The sequence below is a fragment of the Cetobacterium sp. genome (genome assembly GCF_977044495.1).
In genome coordinates this window covers 54,503-72,669 of sequence record NZ_CDRRQU010000005.1, presented here as the reverse complement: position 1 = coordinate 72,669, position 18,167 = coordinate 54,503, and the positions used below count along the sequence as shown (strand labels likewise).

At 31.0% G+C, this 18,167-nt stretch carries 18 protein-coding genes; 3 read left to right on the top strand and 15 right to left on the bottom strand.

The genetic code is table 11. The features are described from left to right. Positions 1-71 precede the first annotated feature (71 nt). Positions 72-200: a hypothetical protein gene (locus tag ACWI69_RS02375; protein WP_448820254.1), complete on the bottom strand. Its 129-nt coding sequence runs from the start codon at positions 198-200 to the stop codon at positions 72-74. Positions 201-485: 285 nt separating this feature from the next. Here ACWI69_RS02375 and ACWI69_RS02370 point away from each other — a divergent pair, with 285 nt between their 5' ends. After that, positions 486-1,364, top strand: coding sequence for a mechanosensitive ion channel family protein (locus ACWI69_RS02370; protein WP_448820253.1), 879 nt, complete (start codon positions 486-488; stop codon positions 1,362-1,364). Positions 1,365-1,381: 17 nt separating this feature from the next. On the opposite strand, the gene ACWI69_RS02365 is transcribed toward ACWI69_RS02370, so the two are convergent. From ACWI69_RS02365 to agaV, 12 genes are all read right to left on the bottom strand, one after another. Beyond that, entirely contained in the window at positions 1,382-2,080 is a 699-nt protein-coding gene (locus tag ACWI69_RS02365; RefSeq protein WP_448820252.1) for a murein L,D-transpeptidase catalytic domain family protein, read from the bottom strand. Positions 2,081-2,184: 104 nt separating this feature from the next. Further along, positions 2,185-3,123: a L,D-transpeptidase gene (locus tag ACWI69_RS02360; RefSeq protein WP_448820251.1), complete on the bottom strand. Its 939-nt coding sequence runs from the start codon at positions 3,121-3,123 to the stop codon at positions 2,185-2,187. 38 nt (positions 3,124-3,161) lie between these two features. Further along, positions 3,162-6,182 (bottom strand): efflux RND transporter permease subunit, encoded by a 3,021-nt coding sequence (locus ACWI69_RS02355; protein WP_448820250.1) that lies wholly within the window; start codon positions 6,180-6,182, stop codon positions 3,162-3,164. A 9-nt stretch (positions 6,183-6,191) separates the two neighbouring features. Then, positions 6,192-7,256, bottom strand: a complete 1,065-nt coding sequence (locus tag ACWI69_RS02350) for an efflux RND transporter periplasmic adaptor subunit (protein ID WP_448820249.1) — start codon at positions 7,254-7,256, stop codon at positions 6,192-6,194. A gap of 532 nt (positions 7,257-7,788) precedes the next feature. Continuing rightward, positions 7,789-8,706 carry a 1-phosphofructokinase gene (gene pfkB / locus ACWI69_RS02345; RefSeq protein WP_448820248.1) on the bottom strand — a complete coding sequence of 306 codons (918 nt, stop codon included), beginning with the start codon at positions 8,704-8,706 and terminating at the stop codon, positions 7,789-7,791. Between the two features lie 2 nt (positions 8,707-8,708). Further along, on the bottom strand, positions 8,709-9,560 hold the full coding sequence (locus tag ACWI69_RS02340) for a tagatose bisphosphate family class II aldolase (protein WP_448820247.1): 852 nt from the start codon (positions 9,558-9,560) through the stop codon (positions 8,709-8,711). Continuing rightward, on the bottom strand, positions 9,554-10,684 hold the full coding sequence (locus tag ACWI69_RS02335; RefSeq protein WP_448820246.1) for an SIS domain-containing protein: 1,131 nt from the start codon (positions 10,682-10,684) through the stop codon (positions 9,554-9,556). Before ACWI69_RS02335 ends, ACWI69_RS02340 begins: the two co-directional genes overlap by 7 nt. Beyond that, positions 10,685-11,620 carry an N-acetylglucosamine kinase gene (locus ACWI69_RS02330; protein WP_448820245.1) on the bottom strand — a complete coding sequence of 312 codons (936 nt, stop codon included), beginning with the start codon at positions 11,618-11,620 and terminating at the stop codon, positions 10,685-10,687. Between the two features lie 126 nt (positions 11,621-11,746). Then, on the bottom strand, positions 11,747-12,172 hold the full coding sequence (locus ACWI69_RS02325; protein WP_448820244.1) for a PTS sugar transporter subunit IIA domain-containing protein: 426 nt from the start codon (positions 12,170-12,172) through the stop codon (positions 11,747-11,749). An 18-nt stretch (positions 12,173-12,190) separates the two neighbouring features. Then, the gene (locus ACWI69_RS02320; protein WP_448820243.1) at positions 12,191-13,012 is read right to left on the bottom strand and encodes a PTS system mannose/fructose/sorbose family transporter subunit IID; all 822 of its coding nucleotides are present in this window, start codon (positions 13,010-13,012) and stop codon (positions 12,191-12,193) included. Then, complete coding sequence (gene agaW / locus ACWI69_RS02315) at positions 13,002-13,787, bottom strand: PTS N-acetylgalactosamine transporter subunit IIC (protein WP_448820242.1); 786 nt, start codon at positions 13,785-13,787, stop codon at positions 13,002-13,004. The genes ACWI69_RS02320 and agaW overlap by 11 nt, the downstream gene beginning before the upstream one ends. Before the next feature lie 12 nt (positions 13,788-13,799). After that, positions 13,800-14,282: a PTS N-acetylgalactosamine transporter subunit IIB gene (gene agaV, locus ACWI69_RS02310; RefSeq protein WP_448820241.1), complete on the bottom strand. Its 483-nt coding sequence runs from the start codon at positions 14,280-14,282 to the stop codon at positions 13,800-13,802. A gap of 228 nt (positions 14,283-14,510) precedes the next feature. Here agaV and ACWI69_RS02305 point away from each other — a divergent pair, with 228 nt between their 5' ends. Then, positions 14,511-15,239 (top strand): GntR family transcriptional regulator, encoded by a 729-nt coding sequence (locus ACWI69_RS02305; RefSeq protein ID WP_448820240.1) that lies wholly within the window; start codon positions 14,511-14,513, stop codon positions 15,237-15,239. 108 nt (positions 15,240-15,347) lie between these two features. Continuing rightward, a complete protein-coding gene (locus ACWI69_RS02300; protein WP_448820239.1) occupies positions 15,348-15,926 on the top strand; it encodes a DsbA family oxidoreductase in 579 nt (192 codons plus the stop codon). Positions 15,927-15,960: 34 nt separating this feature from the next. Here the strand turns inward: ACWI69_RS02300 and ilvA are convergent, their stop codons facing one another. Together ilvA and ACWI69_RS02290 are read right to left on the bottom strand one after the other, a co-directional pair. Next, positions 15,961-17,169 carry a threonine ammonia-lyase gene (gene ilvA, locus ACWI69_RS02295; RefSeq protein WP_448820238.1) on the bottom strand — a complete coding sequence of 403 codons (1,209 nt, stop codon included), beginning with the start codon at positions 17,167-17,169 and terminating at the stop codon, positions 15,961-15,963. Positions 17,170-17,252: 83 nt separating this feature from the next. Beyond that, positions 17,253-18,158, bottom strand: a complete 906-nt coding sequence (locus ACWI69_RS02290; protein ID WP_448820269.1) for a DMT family transporter — start codon at positions 18,156-18,158, stop codon at positions 17,253-17,255. Positions 18,159-18,167 lie beyond the last annotated feature (9 nt).

The window sequence follows — 18,167 nt, the reverse complement described above, 5'->3', positions numbered from 1 at the left end:
TAATCTCCCCCTTTACATTTATACAGAGTAATAAACCATTTTGAAGAAAATATCTTTTCATCCTTTCAATATTATTTCTCTTCTTCTAACCTTTCTTTTGAATCTACCGCTAAAAAATTTGTTTCATCAGAAGATTGAAATAATAAATCATAAATTACTTGAGCATCTTTAATTGTCGCCAATCTAACTTGAATTTTCATTTTTTACTCCTCCAACAAATATTATTAAGTTATCTTTTTATCCTACAACATCATAAAAAAACTGAAAATAAAACTATCAATCCACATTGGTGTATTCTCTTTTATATATTATTAATTCAAACTTCTAATAAATTAAGTTCTTTTAAATGCAGTCGTATTTTTAGAAGCTCTCACTTCAAGAACGAGACATTCTAAGTAGGGTGTAGTTCACTATAACATTATATCCATTAAATATAAAAGGAAATTTATTTTTTTTGAGAATTAACTATTACAGAGGTGATTTTTATGGTAGAACACGATAAAAAATTTTTAGCACAAGTTATATATACTTTTACAAACGAAGAATTTTTAGTAAATTTAACAAATAGCTTAATTATATTTCTTTTTCGATTCACCATTGCCTTATTATTTTTTATAGTCGGTCGAAAACTTGTAAAGAGTTTTCTATCTAGATACTATAAAACTCATGCGTTTAAGGCAATCGATTCTTCTTTTAAAACCTTTTTATCTTCAATTATCGATACCGGTTCCATTATTATACTTATTATTATTTCACTACTTATAATTGGATTTCAACATACGTCTCTAATAGCTTTTCTTGGAAGTATTGGAATAGGTATAGGATTAGCTTTAAAAGACAATCTTTCAAATTTTGTTGGTGGATTAATCATTTTAGTTTTTAAAACTTATTCTGTTGATGATGAAGTAGAAATAATTGGTAACTATGGCATTATTTCATCTATTGATGTCTTCTCCACTACTATCGTCACTTTTAATGATGACATTGTTACTATACCAAATGGAAATATTATAAATAATCAAGTTATTAACTATTCAAAAACACCAAATAGAAGAATGAAAGTCGTGGTATCCGTAGCATATGATACAAATATTGATCAAGTTTTTCAAATTTTAAATGATTTAGTTAAAAATAACGAAAATATATTAAAAACTCCAGCCCCTTTTATAAATATAGAAAAATATAACAGTAGCTCTATTGATATCGCATTAAAAGTTTGGACTAAAAATGAAGTCTATTGGAGTACATATTTTACTATTTTAAAAAATATCAAACCTGCATTCGATTCACTCAACATTGTTATACCATTCCCACAAATGGACATTCATATTAAGCATCAAAATCTATATAATAAAAGCAGCTGAATTAGTTCAGCTGCTTTTTATACATAATTACTTCTCTCCAAGTAGTTTGCGTCGTTTCCATATACAAATAGAACCGATCCATTTTTTATCATATCGATAGCTTTTTTAGAAATATCTCTTGGAAGTGCAGGACATCCTAAACTTCTTCCCAATCTTCCTTGAGATTTAGCAATTTTAGGATTTGCATAGTCCGCTCCATGAATTACAATATATCTATCCTTCGCTTTATCATTTATCCCTTTTTCTAAGCCATTTAAAACTAGTGAATAACCATTTCCTCCCATATAAGTATTTTCAGTTAAAAAAAATCCTAGAGAACTCTTATTTGAGCTCATCTTATTTGAGAATGAAGTCGCTATATTCCCTCCACTATTTTTACCATGAGATACGTGCGAATGTACAAGTAACTCCTTCTTATTCATATCGATTACAAAAAATCTTTCTTCTGTTGATGGCTTTGAATAATCTATTATTGTCAATAACTCCTTTTTTCTACCATCAATTTTATTATAACCTATAAGAGCGGTTTTAAAAATTTCATAATTTAACTTTCCACTTAATCCAATCTCTTCATATATTTTTCTTTCACTATCCTCTGACACTAACTTTGATGATTTTAACTCCGGTTTTGTAGGATTCTTTAATGCAAAACCAAATGCTGTTGTCGATAACGATCCTAAAATAAGAGCTAACATTAAATACTTTTTCCCTAACACAAAAACCTCCCATTTCAATATTTTTCCTAATAAAACCCATTTCATTCTATCATTTTACACAAAAAAAGTCAAGAATTTTACATCCTTGACTCTATTTATGTCCTTTATTCAATTACTATAACTAACCCTTTATTTGTCTGTGCCCATTCATAGACATATTTAGCATGAGACGTTGCGTTTCTAACACACATATGGGATCTTGGAGTTGTTCCTAGAGTCGGTGTGTATTCTATCATCTCTGTTCCCGGTAAATTAACTGGAACACCATGAATATATCCCCCACCTGAAAATCTACTTGCATATGGTGCATATCCATCAATCTCTGTAGAACTACCATCTTTCAAATACTCCATTTTAGATTTCTTTCCTTGAACTACAAATACACCTAAAGGTGTTGGGAGCTGATACGGTGGTCTATCAAGTCCTGTTGAAGCTGGATTCATACTTCTTACTTTCCAAACTTCTCCAACTTTCTCCAAAGTAGCTATATTTTGATTTTTTCTATCCACAACTACGACTCTTGGAAAACTTTCTGCCCCTATCTCTTCCACATACCTAATTGGAACTATCCATTCTCCATCTATATTTTCAACTTTAATTTTGTAATTTTCTAAATCTTTTGATTGAATAGAAATCAAAGACCCATCTGGAGCATATCTCTCTGGTCTATCCATCTGTCCCTCTATATATAATGGTATTCCCTGACTCCTCCTATTTCCAAATTTATCTTTTACTGAAGGTCTTGAACCATCACTATATTTTTCCATGGCAATTTGTTTAGCTACAGGCGGTAACCCATTTATATTTTTATAATTTTTTAATGTTCCAAATTTAATATTTTCTCCTTGAAAACTATCCAATCGATCTAGGTATTCAGATATTTTATTCCATTGAAACTCTCTTGTAGTTTTTCCGTATTTATAGGTATCTTTTAAAGTATACTTATTGTAAGTTAAATCTTTTTCAATCATTGCTGCACTGCATATTAGAAAACTAAAAATAGAAAATATTCCCAAAAGTAAATATCTAAATTTGTTTTTCATACCATACCCCTCTAACCAATTTTTTATAAATCTATATACTAGATATACTTTGATATTTTCTTTTTTCCTACTTCATAGATATAAAAGAGTACTGGAATTAAAATTAATGTCAATAATGTTGAGAAAATCAACCCAAATATAACTGTTATTGCCATTCCTTTGTACATTTCACTTCCTTGTCCAATTCCTAAAGATAACGGTATCATTCCAAATACTGTTGTCATTGTCGTCATAAAAATTGGTCTCAATCTTGTCCTTCCCGCTTCTAGTATAGCTTGATTTAACGGCATTTCTCTCTCCAGTAGAATTTTTATATAATCTATTAAAACTATGGCATTGTTCACAACTATTCCTGCCAACATAATAATTCCTACAAAAACCATTGTATTTGTCTTTTGTCCTGTTATTAGAAGTCCACTGTATACACCTATTACTGAAAGAGGAACTGTTCCCATAACTATAATAGGTAATATATAGGATTCAAATTGAGCTGCCAATATAAAATAAACTAAAAACATTGCAACCATGAATGCAAATTTCAATTGGTCATTAACTTCAGCCATATTTCTACCACTTCCACCAAAAGAATAAGTAATTGTTTTAGGTAGCCCTGCCTCATCTAAAATATCTTTTATATACTTTTGACCAGTTACCAAATCTAATCCATTTGATGTATTTGCATCAATTGTTACCATTGTGATCTTATCTTCTTTTTCGATACCATACGCTCCTTCACCTACTTCAAAAGTAGCTATATCTTTTAACTTTACAACTCCACCATTTTGAGACTTTATTCTCATCTCTTTAATTTTTTCAGGAGAATTTCTGAATTCTTCAGCAAGTCTTAAGCTCACATCAACCTCTTCATTAGCTGTTTTTATCTTTATTGGAGCTCCTCCAAGAATTTGATAACTTACAGAAAGTGTCAAATCGTTAACTTTTACACCATAGTATTCCATCTTTTTTCTATCTAAAAGAATTCTCACTTCTGGATTTCCATTGACCATAGAGTTATTTATATCTGTAAATCCTGGATTTTCTGCCATTTTTTCTGAAATTAATCTCGAAGCATAACTTAATTGATTTAAGTCATCTGATTTCAAAATTAATGATATATCTCTTCCTGTTCCTCTTCCAAAAGCCATTCTAGGAACTAAATTAAGTTTTACATCCGGTATATGAGAAACCTTTCTTCTAGTTTCTCCCATTATCTGTTGTACTTTTTTATCCCTTTCATTTTTGGGTCCAATATCCACAATTATCGACACTGCTTCTTTTCCTACTGACGATATAAACTTCTTTGTCTGGGGATCTTTTCCTACAATAGCTTCTAACTCCTTTGCTATTCTATTCGCTTTTTCTATCTCCATTCCGCTTGGAAGTTCAGCTATAATAGTATATATACCATCATCTGTTGTGGGCATAAACTCTCCACCTATATTTCTTGAACCATATCCAACAATACCTATGAATAACGCTATCATTCCGATAACAACTAAAGCTTTATGTTTTAAAGAAGTAGATAATATTATCGAATAATATCTTTTAATGTACTTTAATATTTTCCCCTCTTCATGTACTGTATTTTTAGATTTTAAAATTCTACTCGATACCATTGGTACAAAAGTTATCGCTATTATTAACGAAGCCAATAGTGAGAATGTTATCGAATAAGCCATATCTTTGTATATCTCTTTTGCTCTTCCCTCTCTTATAACGATTGGAATAAACACAGCTATTGTTGTAGCTGTTGAAGCTATTATCGGAACAATAACTTCCGTGGCACCATTTTCCGAAGCCTCCATTCTATCCTGACCTAGCTCCGTCAAATGCCTAAAAATGTTATCCAAAACAACTATAGAGTTGTCCACTAACATCCCTACACCCAAAGATAATCCCATCAATGAAATTATATTTAGTGTCATTCCTTTAGCTCCAAAGAAACCAAATGTTGCAATTATTGAAACTGGTATTGCCACTGTTACAACTAAAGTAGCTCTCCAATCTCTTAAGAAAATAAATAGGATTATTGCTGCCAAAATAAGACCTGTTATAGCATTATTTTCGACTGTATTTATAGATTTAATTATATCTACAGCGGAATCCCTATTTATAGTGAAGGAAGCTCCTTTAGGTAAAAGAGGCTCTATTTTTTCCAACTCCTCCTTCACTATTTTTGATATTTCAACAGTATTTCCAACATCACTTTTCTCTATATTTATTATTATATTTTCGATTCCATCAGTCCTACCGTAACTGCTTCTATCTTTTATCCCTAAATTGACATCTGCTACATCTGTCAAATACAACGTGTCACCATTTGAATTTTTCAAAACTATTTCTTGGATATCCTCTAAAGTTTTAGCTTCTCCAGATACTTTTACTAAATACTCTTTGTCTCCCTCTACTATATATCCCGAAGGGAAATTCAAACTGGCACTCTTCAGTGTACTATATAAATCTGTAACTGTAAGATTGTATGCTTCTAACTTCTCAGGATCTATATTTATACTTATCTCTTTTTCTAGTCCTCCAAAGATATTTACACTTCCAACTCCTTCTATTCTTTCAAGCCTTGGAATAATGACATTGTCAGCAAAACTTTTTAAATTTATAAGATCCGTCCCTCTCAACCCAATAAGCATCACTCTGTCTCCAGCAGATGAAGTTTTTCTTATTACAGGCTCATCAATATCATCTGGTAAACTGTTTCTTATTCTACTTACTGCTGTCACTAAATCATTTACTTTATTATCTATAATGACACCATACTCAAATTCTACTGTTAAAACTGATCTTCCCATAGTCGATTTAGTTGTAATTCTTTTTATTCCTTCAACACTCGTTAACCCTTTTTCAATCTCTTTTGTTACCAACTTCTCCATATCATCTGGAGAAGCTCCTTTCCAACTTACTCTTATAGCAGCCATTGGCATATTGTAGTTTGGCATAAGCTGAGTTTTTAAATTAACTAATGTTAAAATTCCTAATATAACCATTGATATTATTATCATCATAGTGACAACAGGACGTTTTATTGAAAATTGTGCTATATTCATCTGTTCCCCCTAATTTAAAATATTAACTTTATCTCTATCTTCTAGCAAAAACTGTCCCTCTGTTACAAGTTTCATATTTGAATAAAGTTCATCACTTATAATCTCTTGCCTGTCATCATTTGAATAACCTCTTTCTACCTTTATCCTTTTAGCCTCTCCATTTTCCACTACAAAAATGTATGAATATAGCTCCTTTATTACTATTGCATTTTTAGGTACTAAATATCCATTTTTACTCCCTGTTTCAACTAAAACCTTAGAATACATCCCTTTTTTTATTTTTCCATCTGGATTATCAATCTCTATCTTTATCTGGTATTTTTTACTGTCCTTATTGGCTACGGGATTTATTTCATAAACATTTCCAAAATAGTTGTTTTCAATACCTTCTAAATCAATCTCTGCTTTATTCCCAACAGATAATTCGCTTATCTCATGAACTGATACTCCTGTTTTTACGAGTATTTTACTATCGTCAACAACTGTTACCAGATAACTATTCGGAGCTATTTTTTCGTGAGCTTTTAACTCTAAGTCTGTCACTACTCCATTTAATTTTGCCTTAACAACCAAATCTTCATAATCTTTCTTAGCCGTCAAGTAAGTTGCTTCTGAAGTCTTTAGGGCACTTTCTGCCTGAAGAAAACTAGTTTTTTTCAATAGATACTCATCTTCTGATATCAGTTGTTTTTCAAAAAGTTGTTTAAATTTTTCATAATTTTTTTTCTTTATTTCAAAATCTGCCTTATTAGAAAGATACGTTGCTTGAGCTTTTAAATAACTTGATTGAATCTCTTGATCCTCTAAGACTAATATGACTTGACCTTTCTTTACCTTATCACCATTTTTAAAATTTACCTGCTTTACCGTCCCACCGGTTTTAGTTACAACTCTAACTTCATTTAAAGGTTCTGTCACTCCACTTGATATATTTAATTTTGTTATCAACTCTGGTTTTATTTCAGATACTTTAATATTTTTTCCTAAGGTTTCCTTAGAACTTTGTTTTCCATTACCACTACCACATCCAAATAGGATCAATGATATTGATATTGCCATCAATTTTTTTATCACTTTTTTCCTCCACCTATTATTATTTTGTATATAAAACTATTTTATCATATTTAATATTTATTTGCACTCCTTATATTTACTTACCATTATACTATATTTTTATAAAATATATCTACTTTTATTAATCAAATATCACTTATTTCGTATTCTTATGTTATAATAATATACATATAGTTAGGAGGTACTTCTTAGTGAATCATGTGAACTACCACCGCCCTAATAGAGGGCGGGGCTTCGTGGGAAGTATCTGACTCATGTCTTTCATATTAAGTTTTTCCCAGTTTTCATCTCTTTAAAATTAAAATTTATGTGGTCTGATTATACCATATTTTAGAAAAAATCAAAATTTAGATATTTACAATTTATTCCTTGCCTAGATAGATTCGACAATAGTACTGAAAATTATTCTTTAACAGAAGAAGATTATGGAATTTTTTTGGACAACCTTTTTAAACTATGGAATAGTGATTTAAAAAAGAAAAAGTATCCCTTAAATTTGATTTTAAGGGATACTTTTTTATTTTTATAATCTTTATAATTTTTCTACTTCTATTTTTGGTAAGAACTCCTCAACAACATTCAAATCAATTTTTCCTGTTTCATCTATCATTGCGTTAGACATCCCGCAAGCCATTGCTAACTTTAAAGCCTCTTCGGGTGTTTTATTTCTATTTATAGCATATGCAAATCCAGCTATTGTTGAATCTCCACTTCCAACAGAATTTTTTACATCTATTTTAGGTATACTTACTTTATACACTTTTTCACTTTCATCAATAAAAATAGCCCCATCTTTTCCTAACGAAACCAATACATTCTTACATCCTTTATTTTTTAATTCTTTCGCACCTTCTATAACTTCTCTAAAAGTTATCAGTTCTCTCTCCAATAAACCTTCTAGTTCCTCTTTATTCGGTTTTACAAGATAAGGATTACCTTCAATGCCTTTTAACAAAAGTCTGCCACTTGTATCAAGAATCACCTTTTTCTTTCCAGCTATTTCACATAAAACTTTATATATATCCTCTTGTACTCCTTCTGGAACACTACCACTAATACAAATTGTTTCAAATCTATCAAACCTATTTCTAAAAAATTCTAAAAACTCTTCAACAAAATTTTCAGATATTTTTTCTCCCATCTCTAATATCTCCGTTTGCGTACCATTTCCCAATATGGCTATACAACTTCTTGTTTCTACATCTGTTTTTATAAAACTATCTTTAATTCCTATATTCGCTATTTCATCACTTATCCAATCACCACTGTTCCCGCCCAAAAAACCACTTGCCTCAACCTCTTCTCCAAGTGTCCTTAAAACTCTTGAAACATTCAGTCCCTTTCCACCAGCAGTTTTAGCTGGTTTTCCCCTAAAAACACCGTTTATATCAAAATTTCCTATTTTATATCTAACATCAATTGCAGGATTTAAAGTTATTGTCAATATCATAGTTATCCTCTATTATCGCTTTTACACATAATTATTTTATCCACAACGACCTTTTTCATAGCTTCTTTTGCTGGAATTAAATATTTTCTTGGATCACTTTCATTTGGATTCTTTAAAAAAAACTCTTTTAAACTTTCAGCAAATGGTATTTTTAACTCTGTTGCAATATTGACTTTACAAATTCCATCTTCTATTGTTGTTCTAACAGAATCAAAGGGAACTCCAGATGCTCCATGTAAAACTAATGGTATATCCACTAATTTTTTTATCTCTTTTAATCTTTCATAATCTAACTTTGGTTCATTTTTATATAATCCATGTGCAGTTCCTATAGCTACTGCCAATGAATTTATTCCTGTTCTTTCAACAAATTCTTTAGCTAGTTTAGGGTCAGTATATGCCGACTGTGATTCATCAACTATTAAGTCATCCTCTTGTCCTACCAGTTTCCCTAATTCAGCTTCTACACTTACATCATATCTATGAGCAAAATCTACAACCTCTTTTACGATTTTAACATTCTCTTCAAATGGATGATGAGAAGCATCTATCATAACCGACTTACATCCCAAAAGAATAGCTTCTTTTATACTATTTACATCCTCATGGTGATCTAAATGGAAAGCAATTGGGATATCATACTTATTACTTGCTGTTTCTATCATCTTTATCAAGTATTCAAGACCTGCATATTTAACTGTACTCGGTGTTGCTGCTAATATAACTGGCGACCTTAACTCATTCGCCGTGTCTACTACCACTTGAATTGTCTCTAAATTATGGATGTTAAAAGCTGGTACTGCATACCCTCCTTTTTGTGCATCTAATAACATTTGATTTGTTGAAACTAACATTGTGATTCCCCCTTCTTATAATCGTATATTATAACACCTTGTACAACTCTATTTACTTCTCCTGTTGGACATGGATTATCTGGATTTATTCCAAAACTTTTTGATTTATAAAATGCAAATAATTGTGCAAAATATATATAGCTAAACATATTGAATACATTCTCTATATTTTTTTCATCACTATTGAATGTGTAATAATAGTGCGAATTCCTTCTAGCTTCGTCTGAATTTTTCATATCCAAAGTCACTAAAACTTTTTTCTTATTTTCACTATACATCTCTTTTAATAGATCTAACTCATACTTTCTTGTATAATTATTATTTGAAAGTAAAGTTACAATCATTGTTGTATCATTTATAATTGATTTTGGACCATGTCTAAATCCAAGTGGTGAGTTGTAATGTAAACTCATACATCCTGCTGTTAGTTCTAAACATTTTAATGCAGCTTCTTCAGCCACCCCTTTTAAACACGAACTTCCCAAATATACAATTCTTGATATATCTAATTTTATCAATAAATCAATTAATTCTTTCATATCTGTATCTTTTATTTTTTCTATCTGACTTTTCATTATATGCTCTATTTTTTCTAAACACTCTAAATTAAATATTAGAAGACCCGCTAAAGACATACAAGTGAAACTACTTGTCATAGCAAATCCTTTATCATTAGATTCCTCTGGCATTAGTAAAACAAGAGAATTTTCATCACTTTTTTTATTCATTGCTAATTTTCCATTTTTATTACAAGTTATTAAAATATGACGAACATCATCTACAATTTCATCTGCCAATTTAACCGTAGCTACACTTTCAGGACTATTTCCTGAACGAGCACATGAGATTAATATAATTTTTTCATCTTTTTTTAAGTAATTTTCTGGATTAGAAACTATATCTGTTGTAGCTATTGAAAGAACATTTCCTCCTAGAGCTGGAGCTACACTATTTCCCACAAATTCTGAAGTTCCTGCGCCTGTAAAAATCACCTTTCTATTTTTAAAATCATTTCTATCTAAAAATGACTTTATTTCATTTTTTCTCTCTTTTACTAAATTAATTGTTTCTAACCATAATCTTTTTTGTTGCTCAATCTCATTCAATGTATAAAAATCTTTCATTTATCTATTCCCCTCCCATAGTTTTAACGCATAAAGTGCTGACCCATAAACAGGTGTATATCTAGGTTCAAGTACAACTACATCAACTTTATTATCCGTCAAATAATTTTCTAAATTATTAAAAATGTATTTTGAAGCTTTAAATACTCCGCCTACATAGGAAACTTTTATAGGTCTTTCTACAAAATCTATTTTTTCGGAAATAGCTTTTATCATAAGTCCAATCTCTATTGAGGCTTCCTTAAATATTTCCAAACTATATGGATCATTTTTTTCTGCAGCTTTATAAACTATCATTGATAACTGAGCTATCTTCCCTCTGTCAAGAGAGTATTGATTATAGATCAAATCTATTAAATCAAAATCTTCTTTTAACTTCAGTTCCTCTCTCATAATTGTATACAAAAGCGTTTTTGGATACCTTCCATCCGCCTGTTTTGTAAATACCTCAATTCCTTTTTTGGCAATCCAATAAGCCGATCCCTCATCTCCACACGCGTGTCCCCAACCACTCGTTCTAGTTTCCTCTCCCAGTTCATTTATTCCGTATCCAATAGCTCCCGTTCCAGCTATAATATTTATTCCCGGTTTGCAACCTAATGCTCCCGCCCATCCCGCTTTCATATCATTTCCTAGTTGAAATTTTATCCCTCTCCAAACTTTTTTAACAATATCTTCAATTATTTTTTGATCCTCTTTTATTTCTCCATATCCTGGAATACCTGCAAATATATACCCAATATTCTCCCTATCTATATTCAACTTTTTTAAAACTTCATCCAATACAGATACTAACAGTTCTTCTAATCCGTTAAAACCAATCTGTAAATAGTGACCAGTTCCTTTTTGAAAACTCAAAACCTCATTTTTATTTTTATCTATTATTGAAACTCCTGTCTTTGTTCCACCACTGTCTATTCCTATAAAAAACTTCATTATGTACCACTCCTCAATATTTTTATACTGGTACATACCAGTTATTTTGATTATAGTTAATTTTTTGAATTTTGTCAATTATTTTTATAAAAAAAGCCTTAGAAAAATTTCTAAGACTTTTTACTTCTATATTCCATCATTATTATCTAAATCATTATTTAACTCTTGTTTTTGAAAAGTTACTAGTGATTCTTTTCCATGATTTATTATGTCGTCAACCACATCTTCTAAGTTCCCTTCATCTCTGTACTCCAATGCTGCTAAGATTGTAGGAAGATTTATCCCTCCCAAAACATATATACCATCTATATTTTGAGATAACGTCACAGCTGTAGAAAAAGGAGTTCCTCCTGCCAAATCTGTTAAAAAAATAACTCCTTCATTGTGCGCCTGAGGGATACATTGAATAAATCTCTCTTCTAAATCTTTTGTTCCCATCCCGTTATTAAAATTTATATACTCTATATTTTCTTGTTTCCCTATAATATATTCTAAAGTTTTTTCAATAGAGGTAGCAAATTCGCCATGACCACTCACTATAATTTTAAACATTTTCATCTCCCTACATTTTTAAAGTATTCCTGCTAAACTTCCCAATATTCCAATAGCTAATGTCCACATAATTAATGTTATTGGTGTCTTCTTTTTCTTCAATAGATAAAACATAAGAAGAGTGTATAACAGAGGTAAAATATTTGGCATTATTTTATCTAATACATCTGTTTGAATATTTACACTTGTGCTTCCCATATTTATAACATATGGTATATTCAATCTAACAAAAGCTGCTATTAGTCCTCCTACAACTGTTAATCCAAGTATTAAAGAGCCTTTCGTTACATATTCTGTATCTCCTTTCAATTTCTCAATAGCTTCCACTCCCATTTTATAAGAGTAGTACATCAAGAAAAATCTTAGGAAAATATGAACTGCATTAAATATCAACAAGAAAATAATAGGTCCTGCAATACTTCCTTCTAAAGACAATGAAACTCCTATACTAGCGGCAATAGGTAATAATGTAAACCAAAACAGTGCATCTCCTATTCCACCTAATGGTCCCATCAGAGCAATTTTAATTCCCCGTATAGCTTCTTGACTCTCTTTATTTTCTTCCATTGCCGTTACAATACCTTGAACAAAAGTTACTAAAAATGGATGTACATTAAAAAACTCCATGTGTAACTTCATAGATCTAGATAGATCCTCTTTATTCTTATGAATTTTTTTCAAAGCTGGAATCATACTATATAACCATCCACACGCTTGCATTCTTTCATAGTTAAATGATGCTTGTAATAAAAATGATCTCCAGACCATAAGATTTAAATCTTTTCTTGTTATAACTTTTTCTGTACTGTTGTCAACATATCCATTGTTATTATATTCCATCGCTATAATCCTCCTCTGTAGAAGATACTAAAGATACTCTCTCCATTTTAGCTATACTTTTACTCTTTTGATAATCGTAAACGGCTATTATAAATCCAATTGCCGCAATAGCTATTACTTGTAAATTTAAATATGTTGCTAATATAAACCCTAATGCAAAGAATATTATATATTCTTTTTTAAACATTATATTTAACAGAAGAGCGAAACCGATTGCTGGCATCATACCCCCAGCCACTCCAAATCCTTTAATTAACCACGGTGGTAAAAGAGCAACTATTCCCTGAGCTGCTTCCGCTCCCATTGATATAGGTAAAAATACCACTGTAAAATAGAAAACAAATAGAATACCCATTCCTAAATAGTTTATTCCATCTATTCCTCTTATATCACATTTTTCTGCATATTTATCCGCTGTATGCATAAGTGGAGAAAAGAATGTAAATAATAGTGTTATACCTGCTTGTACAGCTACCGCAAATGGAATAGCAACACCTACAGCCACAGTTGGATCTTGCTTTGCCATAATTGCAAATGCTGATCCTATTATACCTCCTACAACCACGTTTGGTGGCTGAGCTCCACCAACTGGAACAGCCCCCATCCAAACTAATTCCAATGTTGCTCCTGCGATTAATCCCATTTTCATATCCCCCAGAATCAATCCCACTATCAATCCACTCACTAGTGGTCTGTGAATATGTGACAGTCCATCAAATAAGTCAATCCCAGCTAACCCCGCATAGAGAGCTACTAAAAAAGCTTTCAATAACATTTTACACCCCTCCTATTTTATCAATTCTAAAATATTTTCCTTCCCCTCTGTTGGAACTCTTTGAATTTCCAATTCAACACCTAACTCTGCCAGTTTTTTAAATGTTGCTATGTCATCTTCATCCACACAAACTGCTTTGGATATTTGCTTTTTCCCTTCTGACATATGCATATTTCCGATATTTACTTTTTTTATTGGCACTCCTCCCTCAACTAATTTCAAGACATCCTGAGGTGTTTCTGCTATTATTGCTATAAGCTGTCTCGGTGCAGCTTTATGAATAACATCTATAGTCTTTTGAATAGAAAAATATCTTGTTTGTGCTCCCTTTGGAGCAGCTAAATTCATTAGACTCTGTCTCGTTGGATTTTGTGCTACATCATCATTTGGAACTAGTAATAGATTAGCTCCTGAATGTTGTGCCCATGCAGTTGCAACTTGACCATGTATCAACCTATTATCAATTCTAACTAAAACAATATTTGGTTCCGGCATAAAAAACACCCCTCTTTAAATTTTTGTACGTACCACTTTTCTTAGTAGAGTATACCTCATTTTTCTCCATTGTCAATAACGGATTTTACTTTTATTCTTTTATTTTTTTATTTTTCTCACTAATTAGTACTTTATACAAAAATAATTTTAAAACTATTTTTTTCAAGACAAAATCTAATAACTTTGATATAATTTGAAAAAATTCAACTTTATCGAGGAGGTATTAAAGTGATTGATAAATCTTCTGCAACACCGCTGTATTTACAGCTAGTTAATATAATTCTAGAGCAAATTAAATCTGGTACATACAACGAAGGTGATAAAATTCCATCTGAAAGAGAATTATCAGAGACTTTCAATATTAGTAGGGCTACTGTTAGACAAGCTTTATCTGAGCTTGAAAAACAAAAAGATATCTATAAAATACATGGGAAAGGAAACTTTGTATCAAGCCATAAAATCAATCAAGATTTGAATGGATTTTATTCTTTTAGTGACGAAATGATTAAATTGGGAAAAATTCCTGGAAATAAAATTCTAAACTTAATTTTAAAAGAAGCTGGAAATATAGTCGCTACAAAATTAAATATACACCCCAATGAAAAAATTTTTATTTTAAATAGAGTTCGTTTAGCTGATAATGAAGCTCTCATGTATGAAACAACATATCTCCCACAATGGAGATTTAAAGAAATTTCCGAAAATGACATTGAAGCAAATGGCTTATATAATCTTATGAAAAATAAGTATAATGTTTCCATTTCATATGCTGAAGAATCTTTTTCTCCATGTATCCTCAATGAAAATGATAGTTTATTTTTAAATGCAGTTCCCGGAGATTGTGGTATGATTCTTGAAAGATATACTTTCGAAAAAAATAGTGTTATTGAATACACTAAATCAATTGTCAAAGGAAATAGTTTCAAATATAAAGTACGTCTAAATAATCTCATGTAAGTATCCTTTTAAAACTTTGCCAATCCATATTTTTTTATTTTTTTAAAGGATTTGTATTGATATCTCGTAATAGTAATTGTATAATTGTAATTATTTGAGGAGGAGATTATGAAAATATCAATAATTTTAGATTTTGTTTGTCCTTATTGTTATGTTGGAGAAAAAATTTTGGAAAAAGCTTTGAAAGAAGAAAATTTGAATCCTGAATTTAGGTTTTTTCCCTATGAACTTTCACCTGAGCCAAAACCTCAACCAGTAGTTAATGAAGCTAGTAAAGAATACTTTGAAAAAAATATAGTCAGTTGGGCAAAAGAAGAAAATATACCAATTAATTTTCCAACAACCAACCCTAAACCTAGAACAGCACTAGCCTTTGAAGGAATCTATGTAGCAGAAAAATATGAAAAAGGAATTGAATATGTAAGAGCTGTTCTTGAAGCTTATTGGTTACACAATAAAGACATTGGAAATGTTGAAGTATTGATTGAAATCGCAAACAATTTATTGATACCTAAATTTGAATTTGCTGATGCTTTGCTATCTGGAAAATATAAAAAAGCTCATCAAGAGTTAAATGCCGAAGTTTCTGAACTCGATTTTGATGTTGTTCCAACATTCTATATTAATGACACTCAGCTTGAGACTTTTCCAAGAACAACTGAAAAATGGTTAGAACTATTAAGATAAAATAATAAAATGGCTATCTTGCGATAGCCATTTTTTAGTACATTCTGTAACCCATGCCTGTTAACTTTTCTCTTACCTTTTCTTGGTGCTGTTTATCAAAACATTCTAATACAAAAGTTGCCTCTTGAGAAGTTATTCCTAGATTTTGACTATACATAGTTTGATTTATACTTAAAATATTTGCATTCATCTCACATATAGCCGTTACCACTTTTGCCATCTCTCCAATTTTATCTGAAAGTTCTATCGAAAATGCAAATCTTCTTCCTTCTAAAATAAGAGCTTTATTTAATACTCTTTCCACCAAATTTATATCGATATTTCCACCTGATATCACAGCACAAATCTTTTGATCTTCAACATTTATTTTTCCAGCTAATAATGCAGCAACTGTTGTAGCTCCCGCTCCCTCTGCTACAACTTTACTTTTTTCCATAAGGAATAATATAGCTTTTGCTATTTCATCCTCTGTTACAGTTACAATTTCATCAACACATTCTTGAACTATTTTAAATGGTTCACAACCTGCTTTTCTTACAGCTATTCCGTCTGCAATTGTTGGTTTTGTCGAAATTTCACAAATCTCTTTCATAGCGACAGCTTCTGCCATTGAAGCTGCATGAAATGCTTCTATTCCTATTACCTTAGCTTCTGGTCTCAATGATTTTATAGCTTTCGCTATACCACCAATAATTCCTCCCCCTCCAATTGGAACTAAAACAACATCCACATCAGGAATATCTTCTAATATCTCCAATCCAATTGTTCCTTGACCTGCCATCACAAACTTATCGTCAAAGGGATGCAAAAAAGTAGCTCCTGTTTCTTTTTGGATTTCACAAGCCTTTCTATAGGCGTCATCATAAACCTCCCCCTCTAAAATTACTTCCGCACCATAAGACTTTGTTGCTGCGATTTTTGCTAAAGGAGCTGTTGCTGGCATTACTATTGTAGCTTTTATCCCTTGAGCTGCCGCTCCTAATGCTACTCCTTGTGCATGGTTTCCTGCTGAAGAAGCAATAACTCCAGCCTCTCTTTCCTCTGGCGAAAGACTTGCTATCTTATTTAAAGCCCCTCTTAACTTAAATGAACCTGTTTTTTGAAGGTTTTCTAATTTAAAATACACTGTATTTCCAGTTATTTCTTTAAGAGTTGGACACTCCACCACAGGTGTTCTTTTTAATGAATCCTTTATAGTTTCATTAGCTTTCAATATATCTTCTAAGGTAAAATTGCAATCCACGGTTTGACCCCTCCAAATTTCATTATTATATAACTTTTTACAACCTTATTATATATTTTTAGAACATTTTTTTCAACGTTTTTTTAATTATTTTGATTTCTTGTAATTTTATATATTGTAAACAATAATATCCCAGCACTTATGAACTGAACTGGTGTCAATAATCTTCCGTTAAAAATGTAATCGAACACTATTGATGAAACTGGAAAACACAACTCACACATAGTAGCAATATTTGCCTTTATATATCTAAGTCCTATATAATAAAGAAGCACTGCTCCACTTCCAGTCGTTAACCCTATAATGGTAAAAATCATCCATTGGTGAGGGGTTGTTTTTAAGAACCAACCCAAATTACCATTTGATATGACTATAATAGCAGTTATAATTGACGTAAATAAATATCTTGTGTATAAAGCTGTTCTAAATGTAGAATGTGCCAATATTTTTTTACTGAAAACTGTGGAACTACCAAAAGAGAATGCAGCTAAAATTGCATATGTGCTCGCTAACCCTATATTATTACCAACTTCAAAACGAGGTAATGAAAGTTGAAATGTCAATAAATACCCACTCATCAATGCAGCTACTGCCCAAAATATAAAGTTTTTTCCAATTTTTTCACCCAGCAATATTCTAGCAAGAATTATAGCAAAAACTGGTTGTAACTTCTGTAAAAGAGTAACTACTGTCAAATGACTAAAATTGACTAAAAATAGTGCTTTTACTATGGATAAAGTCCCCAAAGTTCCCCCAAACAAAGCTATTAAAAAATAGAAAAACAAATCCTCTTTACTCAATTTTTTTATATTCACAATCTCAGTTTTTCCAAAGAGAATACTCATTCCTAATAAAGGCAACAGATGCAATACAAATACCACATATGCTACATTTAATTGATATAATCTAGGCGTCAATACTATTCCATCAAATCCCCACATTGTTGCAGCTAGACAAACTAATCCAGCTCCTAAATATTGTTTTTTTATATTAAACAC